This window comes from Xanthomonas sp. NCPPB 3005, from assembly GCF_041228095.2.
In the GTDB taxonomy this organism is placed as follows: domain Bacteria; phylum Pseudomonadota; class Gammaproteobacteria; order Xanthomonadales; family Xanthomonadaceae; genus Xanthomonas_A; species Xanthomonas_A bonasiae.
In genome coordinates this window covers 4,041,143-4,058,592 of sequence record NZ_CP166096.2, presented here as the reverse complement: position 1 = coordinate 4,058,592, position 17,450 = coordinate 4,041,143, and the positions used below count along the sequence as shown (strand labels likewise).

General features: G+C 69.1%; 15 protein-coding genes. 7 read left to right on the top strand and 8 right to left on the bottom strand.

Annotated elements, in window-relative coordinates:
• The first annotated feature begins 30 nt into the window (after positions 1–30).
• Complete coding sequence (locus AB8810_RS17450; protein WP_369914387.1) at positions 31–1,242, top strand: hypothetical protein; 1,212 nt, start codon at positions 31–33, stop codon at positions 1,240–1,242.
• Here AB8810_RS17450 and AB8810_RS17445 read toward each other — a convergent pair.
• The 4 genes from AB8810_RS17445 to AB8810_RS17430 form a co-directional block, all read right to left on the bottom strand.
• A complete protein-coding gene (locus AB8810_RS17445; protein ID WP_369914386.1) occupies positions 1,235–1,918 on the bottom strand; it encodes a hypothetical protein in 684 nt (227 codons plus the stop codon). The genes AB8810_RS17450 and AB8810_RS17445 overlap by 8 nt on opposite strands.
• Positions 1,894–2,253: a hypothetical protein gene (locus tag AB8810_RS17440; protein ID WP_369914385.1), complete on the bottom strand. Its 360-nt coding sequence runs from the start codon at positions 2,251–2,253 to the stop codon at positions 1,894–1,896. The genes AB8810_RS17445 and AB8810_RS17440 overlap by 25 nt, the downstream gene beginning before the upstream one ends.
• A 257-nt stretch (positions 2,254–2,510) precedes the next feature.
• A complete protein-coding gene (locus tag AB8810_RS17435; protein WP_369914384.1) occupies positions 2,511–3,278 on the bottom strand; it encodes a LytR/AlgR family response regulator transcription factor in 768 nt (255 codons plus the stop codon).
• The gene (locus AB8810_RS17430; RefSeq protein WP_369914382.1) at positions 3,275–4,375 is read right to left on the bottom strand and encodes a sensor histidine kinase; all 1,101 of its coding nucleotides are present in this window, start codon (positions 4,373–4,375) and stop codon (positions 3,275–3,277) included. The genes AB8810_RS17435 and AB8810_RS17430 overlap by 4 nt, the downstream gene beginning before the upstream one ends.
• Positions 4,376–4,585: 210 nt before the next feature.
• Here AB8810_RS17430 and AB8810_RS17425 point away from each other — a divergent pair, with 210 nt between their 5' ends.
• Positions 4,586–4,969, top strand: a complete 384-nt coding sequence (locus AB8810_RS17425; RefSeq protein WP_369914381.1) for a hypothetical protein — start codon at positions 4,586–4,588, stop codon at positions 4,967–4,969.
• Positions 4,970–5,183: 214 nt separating this feature from the next.
• Here the strand turns inward: AB8810_RS17425 and AB8810_RS17420 are convergent, their stop codons facing one another.
• The gene (locus AB8810_RS17420; RefSeq protein ID WP_369914379.1) at positions 5,184–5,492 is read right to left on the bottom strand and encodes a hypothetical protein; all 309 of its coding nucleotides are present in this window, start codon (positions 5,490–5,492) and stop codon (positions 5,184–5,186) included.
• 184 nt (positions 5,493–5,676) lie between these two features.
• Here AB8810_RS17420 and AB8810_RS17415 point away from each other — a divergent pair, with 184 nt between their 5' ends.
• Both AB8810_RS17415 and AB8810_RS17410 read left to right on the top strand, forming a co-directional pair.
• A complete protein-coding gene (locus AB8810_RS17415; protein ID WP_369914378.1) occupies positions 5,677–6,261 on the top strand; it encodes an alpha-ketoglutarate-dependent dioxygenase AlkB in 585 nt (194 codons plus the stop codon).
• A gap of 67 nt (positions 6,262–6,328) precedes the next feature.
• Positions 6,329–6,979, top strand: coding sequence for an HD domain-containing protein (locus AB8810_RS17410; RefSeq protein ID WP_191824970.1), 651 nt, complete (start codon positions 6,329–6,331; stop codon positions 6,977–6,979).
• Positions 6,980–7,544: 565 nt separating this feature from the next.
• Here AB8810_RS17410 and AB8810_RS17405 read toward each other — a convergent pair.
• The gene (locus AB8810_RS17405; protein WP_369914376.1) at positions 7,545–8,075 is read right to left on the bottom strand and encodes a DUF1993 family protein; all 531 of its coding nucleotides are present in this window, start codon (positions 8,073–8,075) and stop codon (positions 7,545–7,547) included.
• A 496-nt stretch (positions 8,076–8,571) separates the two neighbouring features.
• On the opposite strand from AB8810_RS17405, the gene AB8810_RS17400 reads away from it, so the two are divergent.
• The 3 genes from AB8810_RS17400 to AB8810_RS17390 all read left to right on the top strand — a co-directional run bounded on the left by AB8810_RS17400 (position 8,572) and on the right by AB8810_RS17390 (position 13,997).
• The gene (locus AB8810_RS17400; protein ID WP_369914375.1) at positions 8,572–10,278 is read left to right on the top strand and encodes an FAD-dependent oxidoreductase; all 1,707 of its coding nucleotides are present in this window, start codon (positions 8,572–8,574) and stop codon (positions 10,276–10,278) included.
• Positions 10,275–10,580 (top strand): UBP-type zinc finger domain-containing protein, encoded by a 306-nt coding sequence (locus tag AB8810_RS17395; protein WP_179570728.1) that lies wholly within the window; start codon positions 10,275–10,277, stop codon positions 10,578–10,580. The genes AB8810_RS17400 and AB8810_RS17395 overlap by 4 nt, the downstream gene beginning before the upstream one ends.
• 900 nt (positions 10,581–11,480) lie before the next feature.
• Entirely contained in the window at positions 11,481–13,997 is a 2,517-nt protein-coding gene (locus AB8810_RS17390) for an excinuclease ABC subunit A (protein ID WP_369914374.1), read from the top strand.
• 349 nt (positions 13,998–14,346) lie between these two features.
• Here AB8810_RS17390 and AB8810_RS17385 read toward each other — a convergent pair whose 3' ends face one another.
• Positions 14,347–16,629 carry a glycoside hydrolase family 3 N-terminal domain-containing protein gene (locus AB8810_RS17385; protein ID WP_179570730.1) on the bottom strand — a complete coding sequence of 761 codons (2,283 nt, stop codon included), beginning with the start codon at positions 16,627–16,629 and terminating at the stop codon, positions 14,347–14,349.
• Positions 16,630–16,816: 187 nt separating this feature from the next.
• A complete protein-coding gene (locus tag AB8810_RS17380; protein WP_369914373.1) occupies positions 16,817–17,416 on the bottom strand; it encodes a hypothetical protein in 600 nt (199 codons plus the stop codon).
• Between the last annotated feature and the right edge of the window lie 34 nt (positions 17,417–17,450).

The window sequence follows — 17,450 nt, the reverse complement described above, 5'->3', positions numbered from 1 at the left end:
ATCAGTGCGGCCAAGCGCCAAGGAACCACGATGCAGCAGAGCGAGGAGGCCGCCGCTGGCGGCGGTGAGGTGGGCGAGCGGTCGGAAAAGCGCAACACACCGGCCGTGCCGCTGTGGAGCATGTTGCGGCAGACGTTCGGGGTGGACCTGAAATGGCTGGTGCCGTGTTGGGGCGGAGGCATGGTGCTGGCGCACTTCCTGCGCATCGGCTACGTGCCGTCGCTGTCGCTCGGCGATCTTGGCGTGGTGTTGAGCGCCGTGGCGCTGTTCGGCGCGATCGCGCTGCTAGGTTTCCTGGCGGTGCTTGCGTTGCCGGCGTGGGTGATAGGGTTGCTGGTCGATCAGCATCTGCTGGTTGTCCCACTGCGGCCGAAACAGGACGATGCAGCGCGTAAGGGGCTGAAGTCTTACTACCGCCGCGCACAGCTTGCATTGGGTCGGCGGAGGGAGCGCGTCTTCGGTAGCCTATGGATGTTCGCGGGAGCGGCCCTGCTTAGCGCTATGTACTACGCATTTTTGCTGCTTTGCGAGCACTGGGGATTCGTTCGGTTCGCGGCCTATGGAGTTGTTTTCGGTTTTGGCCTTGGTGCGCTTGCTCTGGCGCTATTGACTGTGGTCTGGGACGTGGATCGAGTGCGGCGGTACTGGCCGGTACTGCGTAGGCCTCGCGGCACCCTTTCGTTGATGCTGCTGGTGTACTTGGCATTCTGGCCGCTCGCTGCATTTGCCGTGGGTTATGTGGCACCTCCGACTAAAGGATCAGACTGGTTCTATCTTGCAGTTGTAGTATTCATCGTCGTGTTTTTTCATTGGTTGGTGTATGCAACGCATCGTGTGCAGTTTTCCAAACGCTTTCGCGTTCTAGGTGCAGCGGTACTGATGGTTTTGGCATACAGCGGCGCGCTGCTTGGCACAGTAGACGTCACCGTGCGCAAGCTCGGCATCGGCATGCTGCCGGGCGTGCAGTTGCAATTGACGGAGCAGGGCTGCCAGATCGTCAAAGCCGCCTGGCCGGAAGCGCGCTGCGAGCGAGCGCAAACCGGATCGAACGTGTATGTGCTGCCTTCGGTCGATGTGCTGACCCGGTTGGGGTCGGATTTCTATGTGTCGCCGCCTGGTGGGCTCAGTGACGAGCACAAGCCGCGCTTCTTGATTCCTGCAAGCCAAGTGCTGAGTTGGAGCAGGGCCGAGGTGGTCAAAAAGACAGCCGCCGTCCCGGCCGTCGCGCCATCCGTCAAGTGATCGATTGCCCGTCAGCGAGCAGACGTTCGGTTCTGACATGAAGGTCGCATGTGGTCACTTCGACGGGGTGCAGGTCTTGCGTCGTTCTCTCGCGATAACACAGCGCCGCGATGCGCTCGCGCGGCAACATGCAGTTGCCGATGCCCGGTTGCAGCCTGCGGGAGAAACCTGGCACCGGCACGCCCATCAGTTCGCCGAAGGTGCGAAAGGCGGAGTTGCTGTTGATGGTGGTGCCGAGCAGCTTGAAGCCATAGTTGGGGTAGTCCAGGTCCTGGGCGTTGAGTTCGGGCATGGCGCGTAGCGCCGCGTGCCAGCGCGCCAGGATTTCGTGCTTGTCGCCGCTGGCGGCGGTGCGCGCCTGCTGGCCGTCGCGCAGGTAGCTGGTGCGGTCGGGCTGGGCGCCGATGGCGTTGGCGTAGTCGGCGTCGTGCGGGTAGTGCCAGGCGCGCAGCGCGTGCCTGCGCGCGTCGGTGCCGATCGGGATCGGCGTGCCGGTGTGCCGGTCGGTGGCCAGGCCGTGCAGTTCGGCCAGGGCGATGCCGCGCTCGTCGCGCAGCACCCAGTACGCGTGGCCGGCGATGCCGGCAATGCAGAGCAATCGTGCTTCGATCGAATGGTCGCGCATGGGGCTCTCTTTCCGTCTGCTCGAGACTAGCGCGGTGGGGTGGCGATGCAACGGCCCAGCGCGGTCTTGAGGTCCTGCATCGCCTGCGCCACGCCCAGGTCGGCGAAGTAGGCGCCGGCGCCCTTGAGGGCGATCCTGGCCTGGCCGGCGCCTTGCGCGCGCTCGATGCGCATGCGGAAGCCGCTGCGGTTGGCGTCTTCGAAGTTGCCCGATTCCAGCACGCCCCTGGCGTCGTCCTTGCGCGTGACTTTGGGCCAGGAACTGCTGGTCTCGGACAATCGGGCGATGCTGGTCTCGGCGCAGTCGAACAGGCGCTGGGTGGGCAGGTCCGCGGGGACGACCAGGACATCGGAGGCCATCGGGGTCTTCTTTGCGGCGGCGGACATGCTGCATGCGCCTGCGACGAACAAGAGGCCGGCGATCTGGGCGGCGACGCGCCACGGCTTCATGTGTTTCTCCTGGTGTGCGGTCCGGCGTGCCGCACCGCAGTGCTGCGGCGAGGCGATCTGAGCACTGTAGTTGTGCCAGCTGCGTCTGTCGATTCGATGCCAGGGCCGCGGGCTAGTCGTGCTGGAGGGTAGGCGATGGAGCGCCTGGCGCGGAACCTAGACGTGATCCTGCACTTACTGCCGCCACGCCCGTCTCATTCTCCTCCACCATTGGTCACCAACCGCAGAAACACCTCATGCTGGTACCGGCTCATACGCAGCTGCTGGCCGTTGTCCATGGTCACCACGTGGTGGCCGTTGAACCAGGGGTGGATGGCCTTGACCCGGCGCACGTTGATGATGGCCGAGCGGTGCACGCGGGCGAAGTGGCGCGGGTCCAGGCGCGCGCCGAGGGCGGCCATGGTCTCGCGCAGTTCGTGCACGGCGCCGGCCACGTGGAGTTGCACGGTGTTGCGGTTGGCCTTGATCCAGACGATGTCGTCCACGGCGACGAACACCACGTGTTCGTCCACGCGCACGGCGATGCGCTGCAGGTAGGCGTCGCGCTGGCGCAATGCGTCCAGCGCCTGCAGGAGGTGGGCGGGGTTGTTGCCGGCGCCGCCCAGCCGCGCCTTGGCGCGTTGCAGCGTGGCGGCGAAGCGCTCGCGGCTGAACGGCTTGACCAGGTAGTCCAGGGCGTTGGCTTCGAAGGCGCGCACGGCGTATTGCTCGTAGGCGGTGACGAACACGGTGGCGGGCATGCGCTCGGCGCCGATCTGCGCGACCACGTCCATGCCGGTCATTTCCGGCATCTGGATGTCGAGGAACACCAGGTCCGGCGAGTGTTCACGGATCGCCGCCACCGCGGCGGCGCCGTCGCCGCATTCGCCGAGCAGGGCGATGTCGGCGTGCTCGCGCAGCAGGCGCACGATGGCGTGGCGGGCGATCGGCTCGTCGTCGATGACCAGCGCGGCGATGCTCATGCGGGCACGTGCTCCGGCGCGCCTTCGGCGTCTTCCAGTTCGCGGAACGGCATGCGGATGCGGCACGCCACGCCTTGCGGCCAGATCATGTCCAGGCGGATCTCGGCGGCGTCGCCATACAGTTCCTGCAGCCGCAGCCGGGTGTTGGAGAGGCCGATGCCGTGGCCGGCGTTGCCGCTGCCGTCGCCCAGGGTGCTGTTGCGGTTGCGCACTTCGATGCGCAGCTGGCCGTCTTCGCGCCGGCTCTCGATCTCCACGCAGTCGGCGCCGGCATGGCGGCCGATGCCGTGCTGGATGGCGTTCTCCACGATCGGTTGCAGCAGCAGGCTCGGCACCGCGCAATCGAGCGTGGCCGGGTCGATGTACAGGCGCGTGGTCAGGCGGTCGCCGAAGCGCTTGCGCTGGATGCCCAGGTACAGGTCGAGCAGGGTGAGTTCGTGGCGCAGGGTGATTTCCTGGCCGTCGAATTCCTCCAGCAGCGCGCGCAGCAGTTCGCTCAGGCGCAGCAGCATGTCCTCGGCCGAGGCGACGTCGTCGTCGAGCAGGGTCACGATGGCGTGCAGGGTGTTGAACAGGAAATGCGGTTGCAGCTGGGTCTTCAGCGCCTGCAGCCGCGATTGCGCCAGTTCCGTGGCCAGGCGGCTGGCTTCCAGTTCGCGACGGTCGCTCTCGCTGCGGTAGTGCAGCGCTTGCTGGATCGCCAGCAGGCCCCAGTAGGTGAGCATGCCGATCGCGAAGTGCTTGCCGATGAACTGCCCGAGCTGGTCGAAGAACGCGCCCGGCGAGACGACTGCGCCGATGAACATCGCCAGCGCGGTGACGCCGATGCTGGCCAGCAGCTGCCGTCCCAGCGAACGCAGCTGCAGCGGGGTGACGATCGGGAAGCGTTCGCCCAACTGGAACACCAGTGGCGCCAGCGCGGCCCAGGTGTACCACTGGATCATCGACCAGCGCAGGTAGTCGCCGAGCTGCCAGCTGTGGCCGTTGTTGACGGAGTCGTACAGGCAGCCCTGCACGGCGAACGCCACCACAACGGCCGTCCACAGGCTCAGGTATCGGATCAGGCCGATTTCCGTGGAACCCAGGCGGATCTTCATCGGGCGATGCTCGAACGGGATGCGCCGATCCTAAGCGCGGTGGTGCGCGCTGAGAAGCGCGGCGATCAATGGCGACGATTGGTCACGCCGGTACGACGATTCGTCCCGGATCGCTGGGCGCGGGGCAGGGCGGGCGCGCCAGATATGCGCACCGCTGCCGCTGCGCGATGCGCGCCGGGCGGTATCCCTTCCTGTTGGAGATTCCCCGCCATGCCTTCATTTCGTACCGTTTGTCTGGCCAGTGTGCTGCTCGCCGCAGTGGCTAACGCCCATGCGCAGGACGCGAGCCGCACGCACTACGTCATGTTGGTCAACCGCGCGCACGACAGCGTGACCAAGCTGTCGGTCGCCGACCCCGGTAGCGGTGAATTTCGGGACGTGGTGGTGGATCCGCTGCGCGGCGGTGGCGACTCGGCCACCGTCGGCGTCCACGGTGCCGGCTGCCGCTACGACCTGCGTTTCGCGTTCGACGATGGCCGTACCCTGGTCTATCAGGATCTGGACGTGTGCCGCTACAGCCTGGTGCGGATCATGCCGCTGCCGCGCGATGGCGTGGGCGCCGCCACGCAATTCACGGTGTCGATGGCGCGCTAGAGGTCATGCATGAGTGTGCTGCGGCGGCGGCCGCTTTGCGGAGATTGCGTGATGGCGGCTCGGGATGGCCAGACGCGATTCGAATGGCCGGTGCCGTTTGTGCGCCCGAGCAGGCAGGGCATCCGAGCACCATGCTGGGAGCGGGGAGGGGGCGCGTTCGGGCGCTCCTGCATGCTGCTGCAGCGAGGCAGCAGCACGCCGTCGTCGCAATCGGTTAGCGCCGCGCGCGCCGCCAGGCGATCAATGCGGCGACCGTCGCGACTGCGGCAATCGTGCCGACTGCGGCCACCCTGGTCGCCAACTGTACACGTTCCGCGCGTCGGCGCAGGTCGCCATCGGCGCCGCCTGCGGACAGGGGCGACTGGAACACCTCGCTGCGGTTGGTCGATGCGCCGCGTGCGCGGAGCGCTGCGGCCGGTGCCTGCGCGCCGCTGTTGCCGGAGGCGTCGGCGCCATGGGCGCTGTGGAGGGGCGTGGCGGCTGCTGTGGTCATGCTTTCCGTCGTCCTGCGCGCTGCTGTCATGCGTGCGTATCGCCTGTGCTGTGGTGTAGGGACATTTTTGCATGCTCCCAAGCGGAACGTTAACGCAGCGCGGGCGAAAAGTAAGAATTCCCCTTGTGGGCGGCGAGATTGCGCCGCGTCGCAGCCGCTGATCCGTTCAGATGCTGGAATGGTGCCTCCTTCGCCGCGCCCCCATCTTGTGCCCATGGACCTGTTCGCCCAGCCCGACGACGCGCCGCATTGCCTGGTGCCCGATGCCGAGGGCGGTATCCGCTATTGGCCGCAGCTGCTCGATCCGGAGCAGGCGCAGGCGTGGTTCGCCGCCTTGCGCGACGGCGCGCAGTGGCAACAGCTGCGCCGGCCGATGTACGACCGGGTGGTGGACGTGCCGCGGCTGGTGGCGGCGTATGGGCTGCACGAGCTGCCCGAGGCGCTGCCGTTGCGCGCGCTGCATGCGGCGGTGCAGGCGCGGCTGCCGGCGCCGTACACCGACGTGGGCCTGAACCTGTACCGCGACGGCCGCGACAGCGTGGCGATGCATCACGACAAGCTGCATACGCTGCTGGCCCCGTACCCGATCGCGCTGGTGTCGCTGGGCGCGCCGCGGCGCATGAACCTTCGCACCACCGCCGGCGAGCGCAGGACCATCGGCGTGGAGCTGGCGCCGGGCAGCCTGCTGGCGATGAGTCATGCGTCGCAGCTCACCCACGAACACGGCATCCCCAAGACCGCCAGGCCGGTGGCGCCGCGAATGAGCGTGGTGTTCCGGGTACGGCCGCCGTCGGGCTGAACCGTTCGCGCCGCTACGGCGTGCGGATTCCGCAATAATGCGGGTCTGCCCTCGTCAGGAAGACCGCATGACCGCTCTCACCGAACTCTATGCGCGTGCCGTGGACTACGCGCGCATCGCCCACGCCGGCCAATTCCGCAAGGGCGGCACGGTGCCGTATTTCAGCCATGTGCTGGGGGTCTCGACGCTGGTGCTGGAGGCCGGCGGCAATGAAGACCAGGCGATCGCGGCGTTGCTGCACGACGTGGTCGAAGACTGCGGCGCCGGCCACGAGGCGGTGATCCGCGCGCAGTTCGGCGATGCGGTGGCGGCGATCGTGATGGGCTGCACCGACGCCAGCGCCGAGCACAAGGCGGCGCAGGAAGACGTGCCGGCGAGGCGCCGCGACTGGCGCACCCGCAAGCAGGCGTATCTGGCGCATCTGCGCGAGGCGCCGGATGCGGTGTTGTTGGTGTCGGCCTGCGACAAGCTTTACAACGCGCGCAGCATCGTCGCGGATCTGGAAGACCCCGCGGTGGGCACCGAGGTGTTCGCGCGTTTCACTGCCGGCCGCGAGGGGACGTTGTGGTACTACGCCGCCCTGCATGCGGTGTTCGCCGAACGCGGCGTGGCGGTGCTGCGGCCGTTCGCGGCGACGGTGGCGCGGATGCATGCGTTGGCCGGCGTGGCGTTTGCGGCGGACGATGCTGGTGCGTTTGCGGTGCCTTCGTTGGCCTAATCGCCTGGCGCCGACAGTCGCGGCCTCCGACGCTGACAGGTACAGCCTCGTGCGCTTGGATCAGCGAGACGCTTTCGCGCCGTACCCTCACCCCAACCCCTCTCCCGAGGGGAGAGGGGCTTAAACGCTGCGGCTGTTCCTTCTTCCATCGGGAGAAGGTGCCCCGCAGGGGCGGATGAGGGTACGGGCGGAGCCTGGTGCGCTTGGATCAGCGAGTCGCTTTCGCGCCGTACCCTCACCCCAACCCCTCTCCCGAGGGGAGAGGGGCTTAAGCGCTGCGGCTATTCCTTCTCCCGTCGGGAGAAGGTGCCCCGCAGGGGCGGATGAGGGTACGGGCGAAGCCTCGTGCGCTTGGATCAGCGAGTCGCTTTCGCGGCGTACCCTCACCCCAACCCCTCTCCCGAGGGGAGAGGGGCTTAAGCGCTGCGGCTGTTTCCTTCTCCCCTCGGGAGAAGGTGGCCCGTAGGGCCGGATGAGGGTACGGGCGGAGCCTCGTGCGCCTGGATCCGCGAGTCGCTTTCGCGCCGTACCCTCACCCCAACCCCTCTCCCGACGGGAGAGGGGCTTATGCGCGCTCGGTTTCTGCCGTGTCGAACGGTCCCAGGTAGTCGAGCTTGCCCACCGCCACGCCTTGCTGGCGCAGGATCGCGTGCGCGGTGGCGACATGGAAGAAGAAGTTCGGCAGGGCGAAGGTCAGCAGGTAGTCGCTGCCGTTGAAGTCGGCCTTCAATTTGCCGGCGCTCAGCGACACCGCGCGGTCCTGCGCACCGTCCAGGGCGGAAGCCTCCACGCCGTGCAGAAAGCGCTGGGTGGCGGCGATGCGCTCGCGCAGCTGTGCCAGGGTGGTTTCGTCGTCCGCCATCTTCGGCGGCACGATGTCGCTGAGGCGGCCGATGGTGTTCTTCGCGGTGTCCGAGGCGCGCTGGATCTGCGCGGCGAAGCCGAACATGTCCGGCGCCAGGCGTGCGTCGACCAGCGTCTGCGGATCCAGGCCCTGGTCCTGCGCATGGCGCTCGGCCAGGTCCACGTAGTGCTGCAGCACGTCCAGGCCACGCAGGAACACCGGGACGGTAAGGCGGTACATCGAGACGGACATGGGCGGTTTCCTTGAGGACGATAGGGGCGGGACGGACGCCGAAGACGGCGCAGCACGCACTGGATGGGGGATTGCGGATCGAACACAAGGGCCGCCATTGCGGCAGCCGGGTGCGGCGCGCCATACCTGCGCGTACTGGCTGCGCGATGGCGGTGCTGCGTCGCGACGAAAGATCGTCGTGTGCGGTGATTGCGAGGCGTCGTCCGTCGCCCCATCCGGCCCTGCGGGCCATCTTCCTCCCAAAGGGGGATGGCCCCGGTGGGAGAAGGGAACAGCCGCAGCGCCTTGGCCCCTCTCCCCTCGGGAGAGGGGTTGGGGTGAGGGTACGGGCGCGAAGCGCCTCGCCGACCGAGTGTGCGAGACGCGCCCCTCCGCCCTCGCCGAGAGCGTAGCCGCACTGCTGCCGTGCACGCGCCTCTTCCCAGAATGGGTGATTGCCGGCCGCGCCCACGCGTCGCATGCTGTGCGTTGTCGCCCGCTGCCCACAAGGATGCCGATGAGCCTGGCCGATACCCGTCGCCATCAGATGTTCCCGGTGCTCGAGCCGGCGCAGGTGGAGACCGCGCGCCGTTTCGCCAGCGGCGCGCCGCGCACGTTCGCGCCGGGCGAGGAAGTCTTCGCCGTCGGCGACCATCCGGCGCCGGTGTGGCTGGTGCTGCAGGGCACGATCGCGGTGGTGCGCCGTGATGGACTGGGCCACGAGAAGCCTGTCACCGAGCATGGCGCCGGGCAGTTCACCGGCGAGGTCAGCCAGTTGGCCGGCCGTGCGTCGCTGGCCGGCGGACGTGCCGGGGCGCAGGGCTGCGTGGCGGTGCCGTTCGATGCGGCGCATCTGCGCTCGCTGATGATCAGTTCGGCCGACGTCGGCGAGATCGTGATGCGTGCGTTGATCCTGCGCCGGGTCGGACTGATCGAAGGCGATACCGCCGGCTCGGTGCTGATCGGCGAGCCGGGCGAGGCGCGCTTGACCCGCCTGCAGGGCTTCCTGACCCGCAACGGCTATCCCAACACCTTCCTGGATGCGGCCAACGACGACGAGGGCCGCGCGCTGGTCGAGCGCCTGGGCATCCATCACGACGAACTGCCGCTGATGGTCTGCCCCAGCGGCACCGTGCTGCGGCGTCCCAGCGAGGCCGAGGCCGCGCATTGCCTGGGCATGACCCCGGAACTGGACCCCGACAAGCGCTACGACGTGGCGATCGTCGGTGCCGGCCCGGCCGGCCTGGCGACCGCGGTGTATGCCGCGTCCGAAGGGCTGTCGGTGCTGGTGCTGGACCAGCGCGCGATCGGCGGCCAGGCCGGCGCGTCGGCGCGGATCGAGAATTACCTGGGGTTTCCCACCGGCATCTCCGGCCAGGCGCTGGCCGGGCGCGCCTACAACCAGGCGCTGAAGTTCGGCGCCGAACTGGCGTTGCCGCTGGAAGTGGCGCAGCTGCATTGCGACGCGGCCACCGCCGAGGACTGCAGCGCCGCGCCGCTGCAGTTGCAGATGCGCGACGGCCTGCGCGTGCAGGCGCGCACCGTGGTGATCGCGTCGGGCGCGCGCTACCGGCGCCCGGACATCGCCAACCTGGCCGCGTTCGAGGGCAATGGCGTGTCGTACTGGGCTTCGCCGGTGGAAGCGCGGCTGTGCGAAGGCGAGGAGGTGGCCCTGGTCGGCGGCGGCAATTCCGCGGGCCAGGCGGTGGTGTTCCTGGCGCCGAAGGTGAAGCGCCTGCACCTGATCGTGCGCGGTGCGGGGCTGGAGGCGTCGATGTCGCGCTACCTGATCGAGCGCATCGCCGCGTTGCCGAACGTGGAATTGCATACCGGCACCGAGGTGGTGTCGCTGCAGGGCGATGCCGCGCAGCGCCTGGAGAGCGCGGAGTTCCGCGATCGCGCCAGCGGCGCCACGCATCGCTGCGCCTTGCACCATCTGTTCCTGTTCGTCGGCGCCGATCCCAACAGCGCCTGGGTGGACGGCTGCGTGCAGCTGGACCACGCCGGCTTCGTCGTCACCGGCGCCGACCCCATGGCGGGCCAGGTGCCTGCGCTGCCGTTGGAGACCGACCGGCCGGGCGTGTTCGCGATCGGCGACGTGCGCGCCGGGTCGGTCAAGCGCGTGGCCGCGGCGGTCGGCGAGGGCGCGGCGGTGGTCGCGCAGATCCATCAGTTCCTGGCGCGGCGCAGTGCGCCCGCCCCCATCGAGAGGGCCAGCCCATGAGTGCGCGTTGTTCCCACCTTTCCACCATCGTCGAGGTCACGCCGAGCGCGCGCGGCTGCGAGGAATGCCTGAAGATCGGCAGCCCCTGGGTGCACCTGCGCCTGTGCCGCAGCTGCGGCCATGTCGGTTGCTGCGACGATTCGCCCAATCGCCACGCGACCAAGCATTTCCACCAGACCGCACACCCGATCATCGAAGGCTACGACCCGCCCGAAGGCTGGGGCTGGTGCTATGTGGACGACACCGAAGTGGAACTGCCGGACCAGACGCCGCAGCTGGGGCCGATTCCGCGCTACGTGTAGCGGAAGGGGGCAGCGTCGGGACTGAAGTCCCTCCCACAGCGCGCCCAGCCAGTTCGCCGCAAGTCCCTGTAGGAGCGACTTCAGCCGCGACAGGCCGCTGAAGTGCCGACAAATCCCGGTCGGGGCTGAAGCCCCTCCTACAGTGCACCCAGCCGGCTCGCCGCAAGTCCCTGTAGGAGCGGCTTCAGCCGCGACAGGCAGCTTGGAGTGCCGACAAATCCTGGTCGGGGCTGAAGCCCCTCCTACAGTGCATCCAGCCGGCTCGCCGCAAGTCCCTGTAGGAGCGGCTTCAGCCGCGACAGGCCGCATGAAGTGCCGACAAATCCCGGTCGAGGCTGAAGCCCCTCCCACAGTGCACCCAGCCGGCTCGTCGCAAGTCCCTGTAGGAGCGGCTTCAGCCGCGACAGGCAGCATGGGGGCCGACAATCCCGGTCCCCTCCTACAGTGCACCCAGCCGAATTACCGCAAGTCCCTGTGGGAGCGACTCCAGTCGCGACGAGCGAAGCGGTGCACTCGACGGCTGCGGACAGCGTCGGGACTGAAGTCACTCCCGCAGTGCACCCGGCCAGTTCGCCGCAAGTCCCCTGTAGGAGCGGCTTCAGCCGCGACAGGCAGCCTGGGTGTCGACAATCCCGGTCGGGGCTGAAGCCCCTCCGACAGTGCACCCAGCCGGCTCACCGCAAGTCCCGGTGGGAGCGACTTCAGTCGCGACGAGCGAAGCGGTGCATTTGACGGCTGCCGATAGTGTCGGGGGCCGAAGCCCCTCCTACAGCGGCGTCTCGATTGGCTGGTGGGCATCATGTTGGAGGCGATGCCGCATGCACCGCGCCGGCCCATACACGGCACAGCCAACCGACCCGCTAAGCTTGTCCGCGTTCTCGCAGATGTGTCTCCCAGCCAATGCCAAAACCGCCTGCTTCCGCCGCCTCCGGTTTCGTCCGCGTCCGCGGCGCCCGCGAACACAACCTCAAGGATGTGGACGTGGAGCTGCCGCGCGATGCGCTGGTGGTGTTCACCGGCGTGTCCGGCTCCGGCAAGTCCTCGCTGGCGTTCGGTACGCTGTTCGCCGAGGCGCAGCGGCGCTATCTGGATTCGATCTCGCCCTACGCACGGCGCCTGATCGACCAGGCCGGCGTGCCGGACGTGGATGCCATCGATGGCCTGCCGCCGGCGGTGGCGCTGCAGCAGCATCGCGGCGCGCCGAGCACGCGCTCGTCGGTCGGCAGCGTCACCACCATCTCCAATTCGTTGCGCATGCTGTATTCGCGCGCCGGCGACTATCCGCCGGGACAGGCCATCATCTATGCCGACGGCTTCTCGCCGAACACGCCGGCCGGCGCCTGTCCCACCTGCCACGGCCTGGGCCGCATCTACGACGCCACCGAGGCGTCGATGGTGCCGGACCGCTCGCTGAGCATCCGCGAGCGCGCCGTCGCCGCGTGGCCGCCGGCCTGGCACGGGCAGAACCTGCGCGACATCCTCACCACGCTCGGCCACGACGTCGATGTGCCGTGGGCGAAGCTGCCGAAGAAGACCCGCGACTGGATCCTGTACACCGACGAGCAGCCGACGGTGCCGGTGTATCCAGGCTTCACCCTCGCCGAGACCCAGCGCGCACTGCGGCGCAAGCAGGAACCGGCCTACATGGGCACGTTCAGCAGCGCGCGCCGCTACGTGCTGCACACCTTCGCCAGCACCCAGAGCGCGCTGATCAAGAAGCGCGTGTCGCAGTATCTGCTGAGCACGCCATGCCCGACCTGCGACGGCAAGCGCCTGCGCCGCGAGGCGCTGTCGGTGACCTTCGCCGGACTCGACATCGGCGCGTTGTCGCAGCGTCCGCTCACGCAGGTGGCCGACCTGCTGCGTCCTGCCGCAGAAGGCCGCACCCGCGACGCCAAGCGGCATCCCGAGCAGGCCATCGCCGCGCAGCGCATCGCCCAGGATCTGCTGGCGCGGATCCAGATCCTGCAGGAGCTGGGCCTGGGCTATCTCACCCTGGAACGCAGCACGCCGACGCTGTCGCCGGGCGAACTGCAGCGGCTGCGCCTGGCCACGCAGATCCGCTCGCAGCTGTTCGGCGTGGTCTACGTGATGGACGAGCCGTCCGCCGGCCTGCATCCGGCCGATGCGCAGGCGCTGCTGGCGGCGCTGGACCAGCTCAAGGCCGCGGGCAATTCGCTGTTCGTGGTCGAGCACGAGATCGATGTGATCCGCCATGCCGACTGGATCGTCGATGTCGGTCCCGGCGCGGGCGAGCAGGGCGGGCAGGTGCTGTACAGCGGGCCGCCTGCGGGGCTGGCCCAGGTCGCCGCCTCGTCCACGCGCCGCTACCTGTTCGCCGAGCAGGCGCCGATCGCGCACGCGCCGCGCGCGCCGGGCGCGTGGCTGCAGCTGCGCGGCATCACCCGCAACAACGTCGCCGCGCTGGACGTGGACATTCCGCTGGGCGTGTTCACCACGGTCACCGGCGTGTCCGGCTCGGGTAAGTCGTCGCTGGTCAGCCAGGCGCTGGTGGAGTTGCTCGGTGCGCATCTTGGCCAGGAGCGCGTCGATCCGGAAGAAGGCGTGGATCCGCTGGAACGCAGTACGCAGGCGGCGACCGACGGACGCATCGCCGACGGCCTGCAGCACGTGCGGCGGCTGGTGCAGGTGGACCAGAAACCGATCGGCCGTACGCCGCGCTCGAACCTGGCCACCTATACCGGCTTGTTCGACCACGTGCGCAAGCGGTTCGCCGCGACGCCCGCGGCGCGCAAGCGCAAGTACGACGCCGGCCGTTTCTCGTTCAACGTCGCCAAGGGCCGTTGCGAAACCTGCGAAGGCGAGGGCGCGGTGTTCGTGGAGCTATTGTTCATGCCTAGCGTCTATGCACCGTGCCCGACCTGCCACGGCGCGCGCTACAACGCCAAGACGCTGGAGATCGAACTGCGCGGGCAGACCATCGCGCAGGTGTTGCGCATGACCGTGGCGCAGGCAGCGGACTTCTTCGCCGACGACGCGGCGATCGCGCGGCCGCTGCAGGTGCTGGGCGAGGTGGGGCTCGGCTATCTGCGGCTGGGCCAGCCGGCCACCGAGCTGTCCGGCGGCGAGGCGCAGCGCATCAAGCTGGCCACCGAGCTGCAGCGCGCGCAGCGCCGCGACACCGTGTACGTGCTCGACGAGCCGACCACCGGCCTGCATCCGGCCGACGTGGACACGCTGCTGCGCCAATTGCACGGGCTGGTGGAGGCGGGCAATACGGTGGTGGCGGTCGAGCACGACATGCGCGTGGCCGCGGCCAGCGACTGGATCATCGATATGGGGCCGGGCGCCGGCGATGAAGGCGGCAAGGTGGTCGTCGCCGGCGAACCGCAGGCGGTGGCGCGGCATGCGCGTAGCCGGACTGCGCCATTTCTCGCCGAGGCGATGCAAGGCTAGCGTGGCTTCTCTCTCATCTGTTGCAGGCAGTGAACCCTGTGGGAGCGACTTCAGTCGCGACGGGCTCTATCGGTGACGCCCGTCGCGACTGAAGTCGCTCCCACAATGATCTGTCTGCCGCGGATCGCTCCCGCAAGCGCATCGCATCGCCAAGGGTGCCGCCGACATGTACAACCGATGCTGTTCGGGCCGCTGCCGGCAGCCGCATTGCGCGGTTCATGTCGAAGGCGCTGCGGGGCTGACACGTTGCATCCTGCAGGAGCGGCTTCAGCCGCGACGGGCTTTACGGATGGTGTCTGTCGCGGCTGAAGCCGCTCCTACAGGGTTCGCTGTCGCGGAACGCTCCCGCTCAGTCCACCAAGTCGAAGCTCGCAGATAGGCCAGCCGCTTCGGCCGAGGGCGCCACCCACACATCGAACACGCCCGGCTCCACCGTCGGCTTCAACGCCTGCCCGACGAACAGCAGATCCTCGCGGCGCAGCACGAACTCCACGCCGACGCTGCCACCGGCCGCCACCGCCACCTTGCGGAAATCCTTCAGTTCGCGCACCGGGCGGGTGACGCTGGCGCTGCGGTCGCGTACGTACAACTGCACCACTTCCTCCGCATCGCGCGTGCCGCGGTTGTGGATCCGCGCGCTGATCCGCAGCGTGCCGCCGGCGGCGAGCCGCGCGTCGCTCAGCGCCAGTTCGCCGTATTCGATGCGGCCGTAGGTCAGGCCGTGGCCGAACGGGAACAGCGCGGCATTGGGCACGGTGCGGTAGTGGGTCTTGTACGGCTGCAGCGCGTCCGGACGCGGATCGGGGCGGCCGCTGGGCTTGTGCGCGTAGCTGTACGGCACTTGCCCGGCTTCGTGCGGGAAACTCACCGGCAGGCGCCCGGACGGGCCGTGCGTGCCGAACAGGATGTCGGCCAGCGCCGCGCCGGACGCCGAGCCCAGGAACCAGCTCACCAGGATCGCCGGCGCTTCCAGCACCGCGCCGTCGAGCACCAGCGCGCGGCCGTTGCTGAGCACCACCACCACCGGCGTGCCGGTCGCCGCCACCGCGGCCAGCAACGATTGCTGCGCCGGCGGAATGACGATCTCGGTGCGCGACTGCGCTTCGCCGGAATAGCGCAGCGGCTCGCCGATCGCCAGCACCGCCACGTCGGCGCCGACCGCGGCGGCGACCGCGGCCTGCACGCCGCCGGGCAGGCTGTGTTCGAACGCGCAGCCTTCCACCACCTGCAGCGTAGTGCGGTCGGCCAGTTGCGCGCGCAGCGCGGTGGCCAGGTCGTTGCCGCTGTCGTCGCCGCCGAACAGCGTCCACGGGCCGGCGCTGTCCACCCAGTTGGCGGCCATCGGCCCGATCAGCGCGATGCGCTGGCCGCGGCGCTTGAGCGGCAGCAGCTCGCCGTCGTTCTTCAGCAGCACCACCGACTTGCGCGCCGCCTCGCGCGCCAGCGCCAGCGTTTCCGGGCGCCGCTGCCGCGCCTGCGCGCGCTCGGGCACGATGCGCAGGAACGGGTCGTCGAACAGGCCGAGGTCGGCCTTGAACCGCAGCACGCGGCGCACCGCGGCATCGAGTTGCGCCATCGTCACCGCGCCGTCGGCGACCAGGCCGGGCAGGTGCTGCAGGTACAGCCCGCTCTGCATGCTGATGTCCACGCCGGCCAGGAACGCCAGCCGTGCCGCATCGCGCGCATCGGTGGCGAAGCCATGCGCGATCAGTTCCTGATCGCCGGTGTAGTCGGACACCACCAGCCCGCGGTAATCCCACTCGCCGCGCAGCACCTCGCTCAACAGCCAGGTGTTGGCGGTGGCGGGAATGCCGGCGATCTCGTTGAACGCGGCCATCGTGGTCACCGCGCCGGCGTCGAACGCGGCCTGGAACGGCGGGAAATACACCTCGCGCAGGGTGCGCTCGGAAATGTCGACGGTGTTGTAGTCCAGCCCGGCCTCGGCCGCGCCGTAGGCGGCGAAATGCTTGGGGCAGGCGGCCAGCGCATCGGCGTGGCCGATGCCCTCGCCCTGGAAGCCGCGCACCCGCGCCTGGGCGAAGCGACGGCCGAGCAGCACGTCCTCGCCGCTGCCTTCCACGCCGCGGCCCCAGCGTGCGTCGCGGGCGATGTCGACCATCGGCGCGAAGGTCCAGTCGATGCCTACCGCGCTGGCTTCCAGCGCCGCGGCGCGCGCGGTGCGCTGCGCCAGGTCCGGCTCGAAGCTGGCGGCCTCGGCCAGCGGCACCGGGAACACGGTGGTGAAGCCATGGATCACGTCGGCGGCGAACAGCAGCGGGATCTGCAGCCGGCTCTGCAGCGCCGCCTGTTGCAGCTGCTGGTGCCAGCGCACGTTGGAGCCGTTGAAGATGCCGGTCAGGCGCCCGGCGCGCGCCGCGGCCAGCTGGCCCTCGGCGGTGGGCCGCACGTTGACCGGATTGGCCGCGGCGGCGGCGTCGGTCTGCTGCGCCGAGCCGGACAGGGTCAGCTGCCCGGCCTTCTCTTCCACGGTCATGCGCGCGATCAGCGCATCGATGAAGGCCGGGGTCTTTGCCGCGCCGCGCGGCAGGGCGAAGCCCACCGGCACCTGCGACAGCAACGCGAACGAACCGGCGCCGAGCAATAGCCCGCGCCGCGTGGTGCGAAACGCCATGTGCGACTCCCCGTCAGCCCAGACGTAACGCTAACGGATCGGCCAGGAAAAGTTGTGATGCGCTGCACGATCGGCTGCGGCGTAGGCGGTTCCCAGGATGCTGCGCGATTGGCCCGGAAACGCCACGACGATGCTGCCGTCACCGGCATGTGCGGCTCGGTCTTGCAGCAGCCCGCGTCGGGCGGGTTCAAGCCTGGTACCACTCCAACGCATCCAGAAACTGTGTGGCCTGCGCGGCGCTGCCCAGGTACGAGGCCAGGGACGAGGCGACCGCCGCGCGCGCCGTTGCGCGCAACGCGTCGGTCTCGTCGAATGCGTCGTCGCCCAGTTCGGCCATGGCATTGGCGATGGTGGCCAGGCCGCCGAATGCGCTGTCCAGGCTGGCGGCCAGCCGCTTCGGTTGCCACGCACCGGCACCGTGAAACGCGAACAGCACCTCGCCGCTGGCGACGTCGAGAATGATGGGGTCCGCGCCCTGGTCGGCGACCACCAGCCACTGTTCGCTCCAGTCCGCAAGGCGTTCGCCGCCGACGGCATTCCACCGGTATCCGGCTTGCAGTTGCCAGAGCTTGTGCAGCGGCGGAATGTCGACCGGGTTGCCGCCGATGTCGAGCGACACGCCGGTCGGGCCCACGTGCGCGTGGTAGGTCTCGCCCCACGGCCCCACCTGTGCGTAGAAATCGGCGAGCGTCGCCGGCAGCGGGATCGGTCCCTGCCAGTCGGACGCCGGTTGCGGGCGTAGCTCGCCCCAGGGAGCGAGCAGGGTGCGAAGTGCGGCGTAGGACATCGGTTTCCTGCGGCAGTCGGGATGGACGACAGTA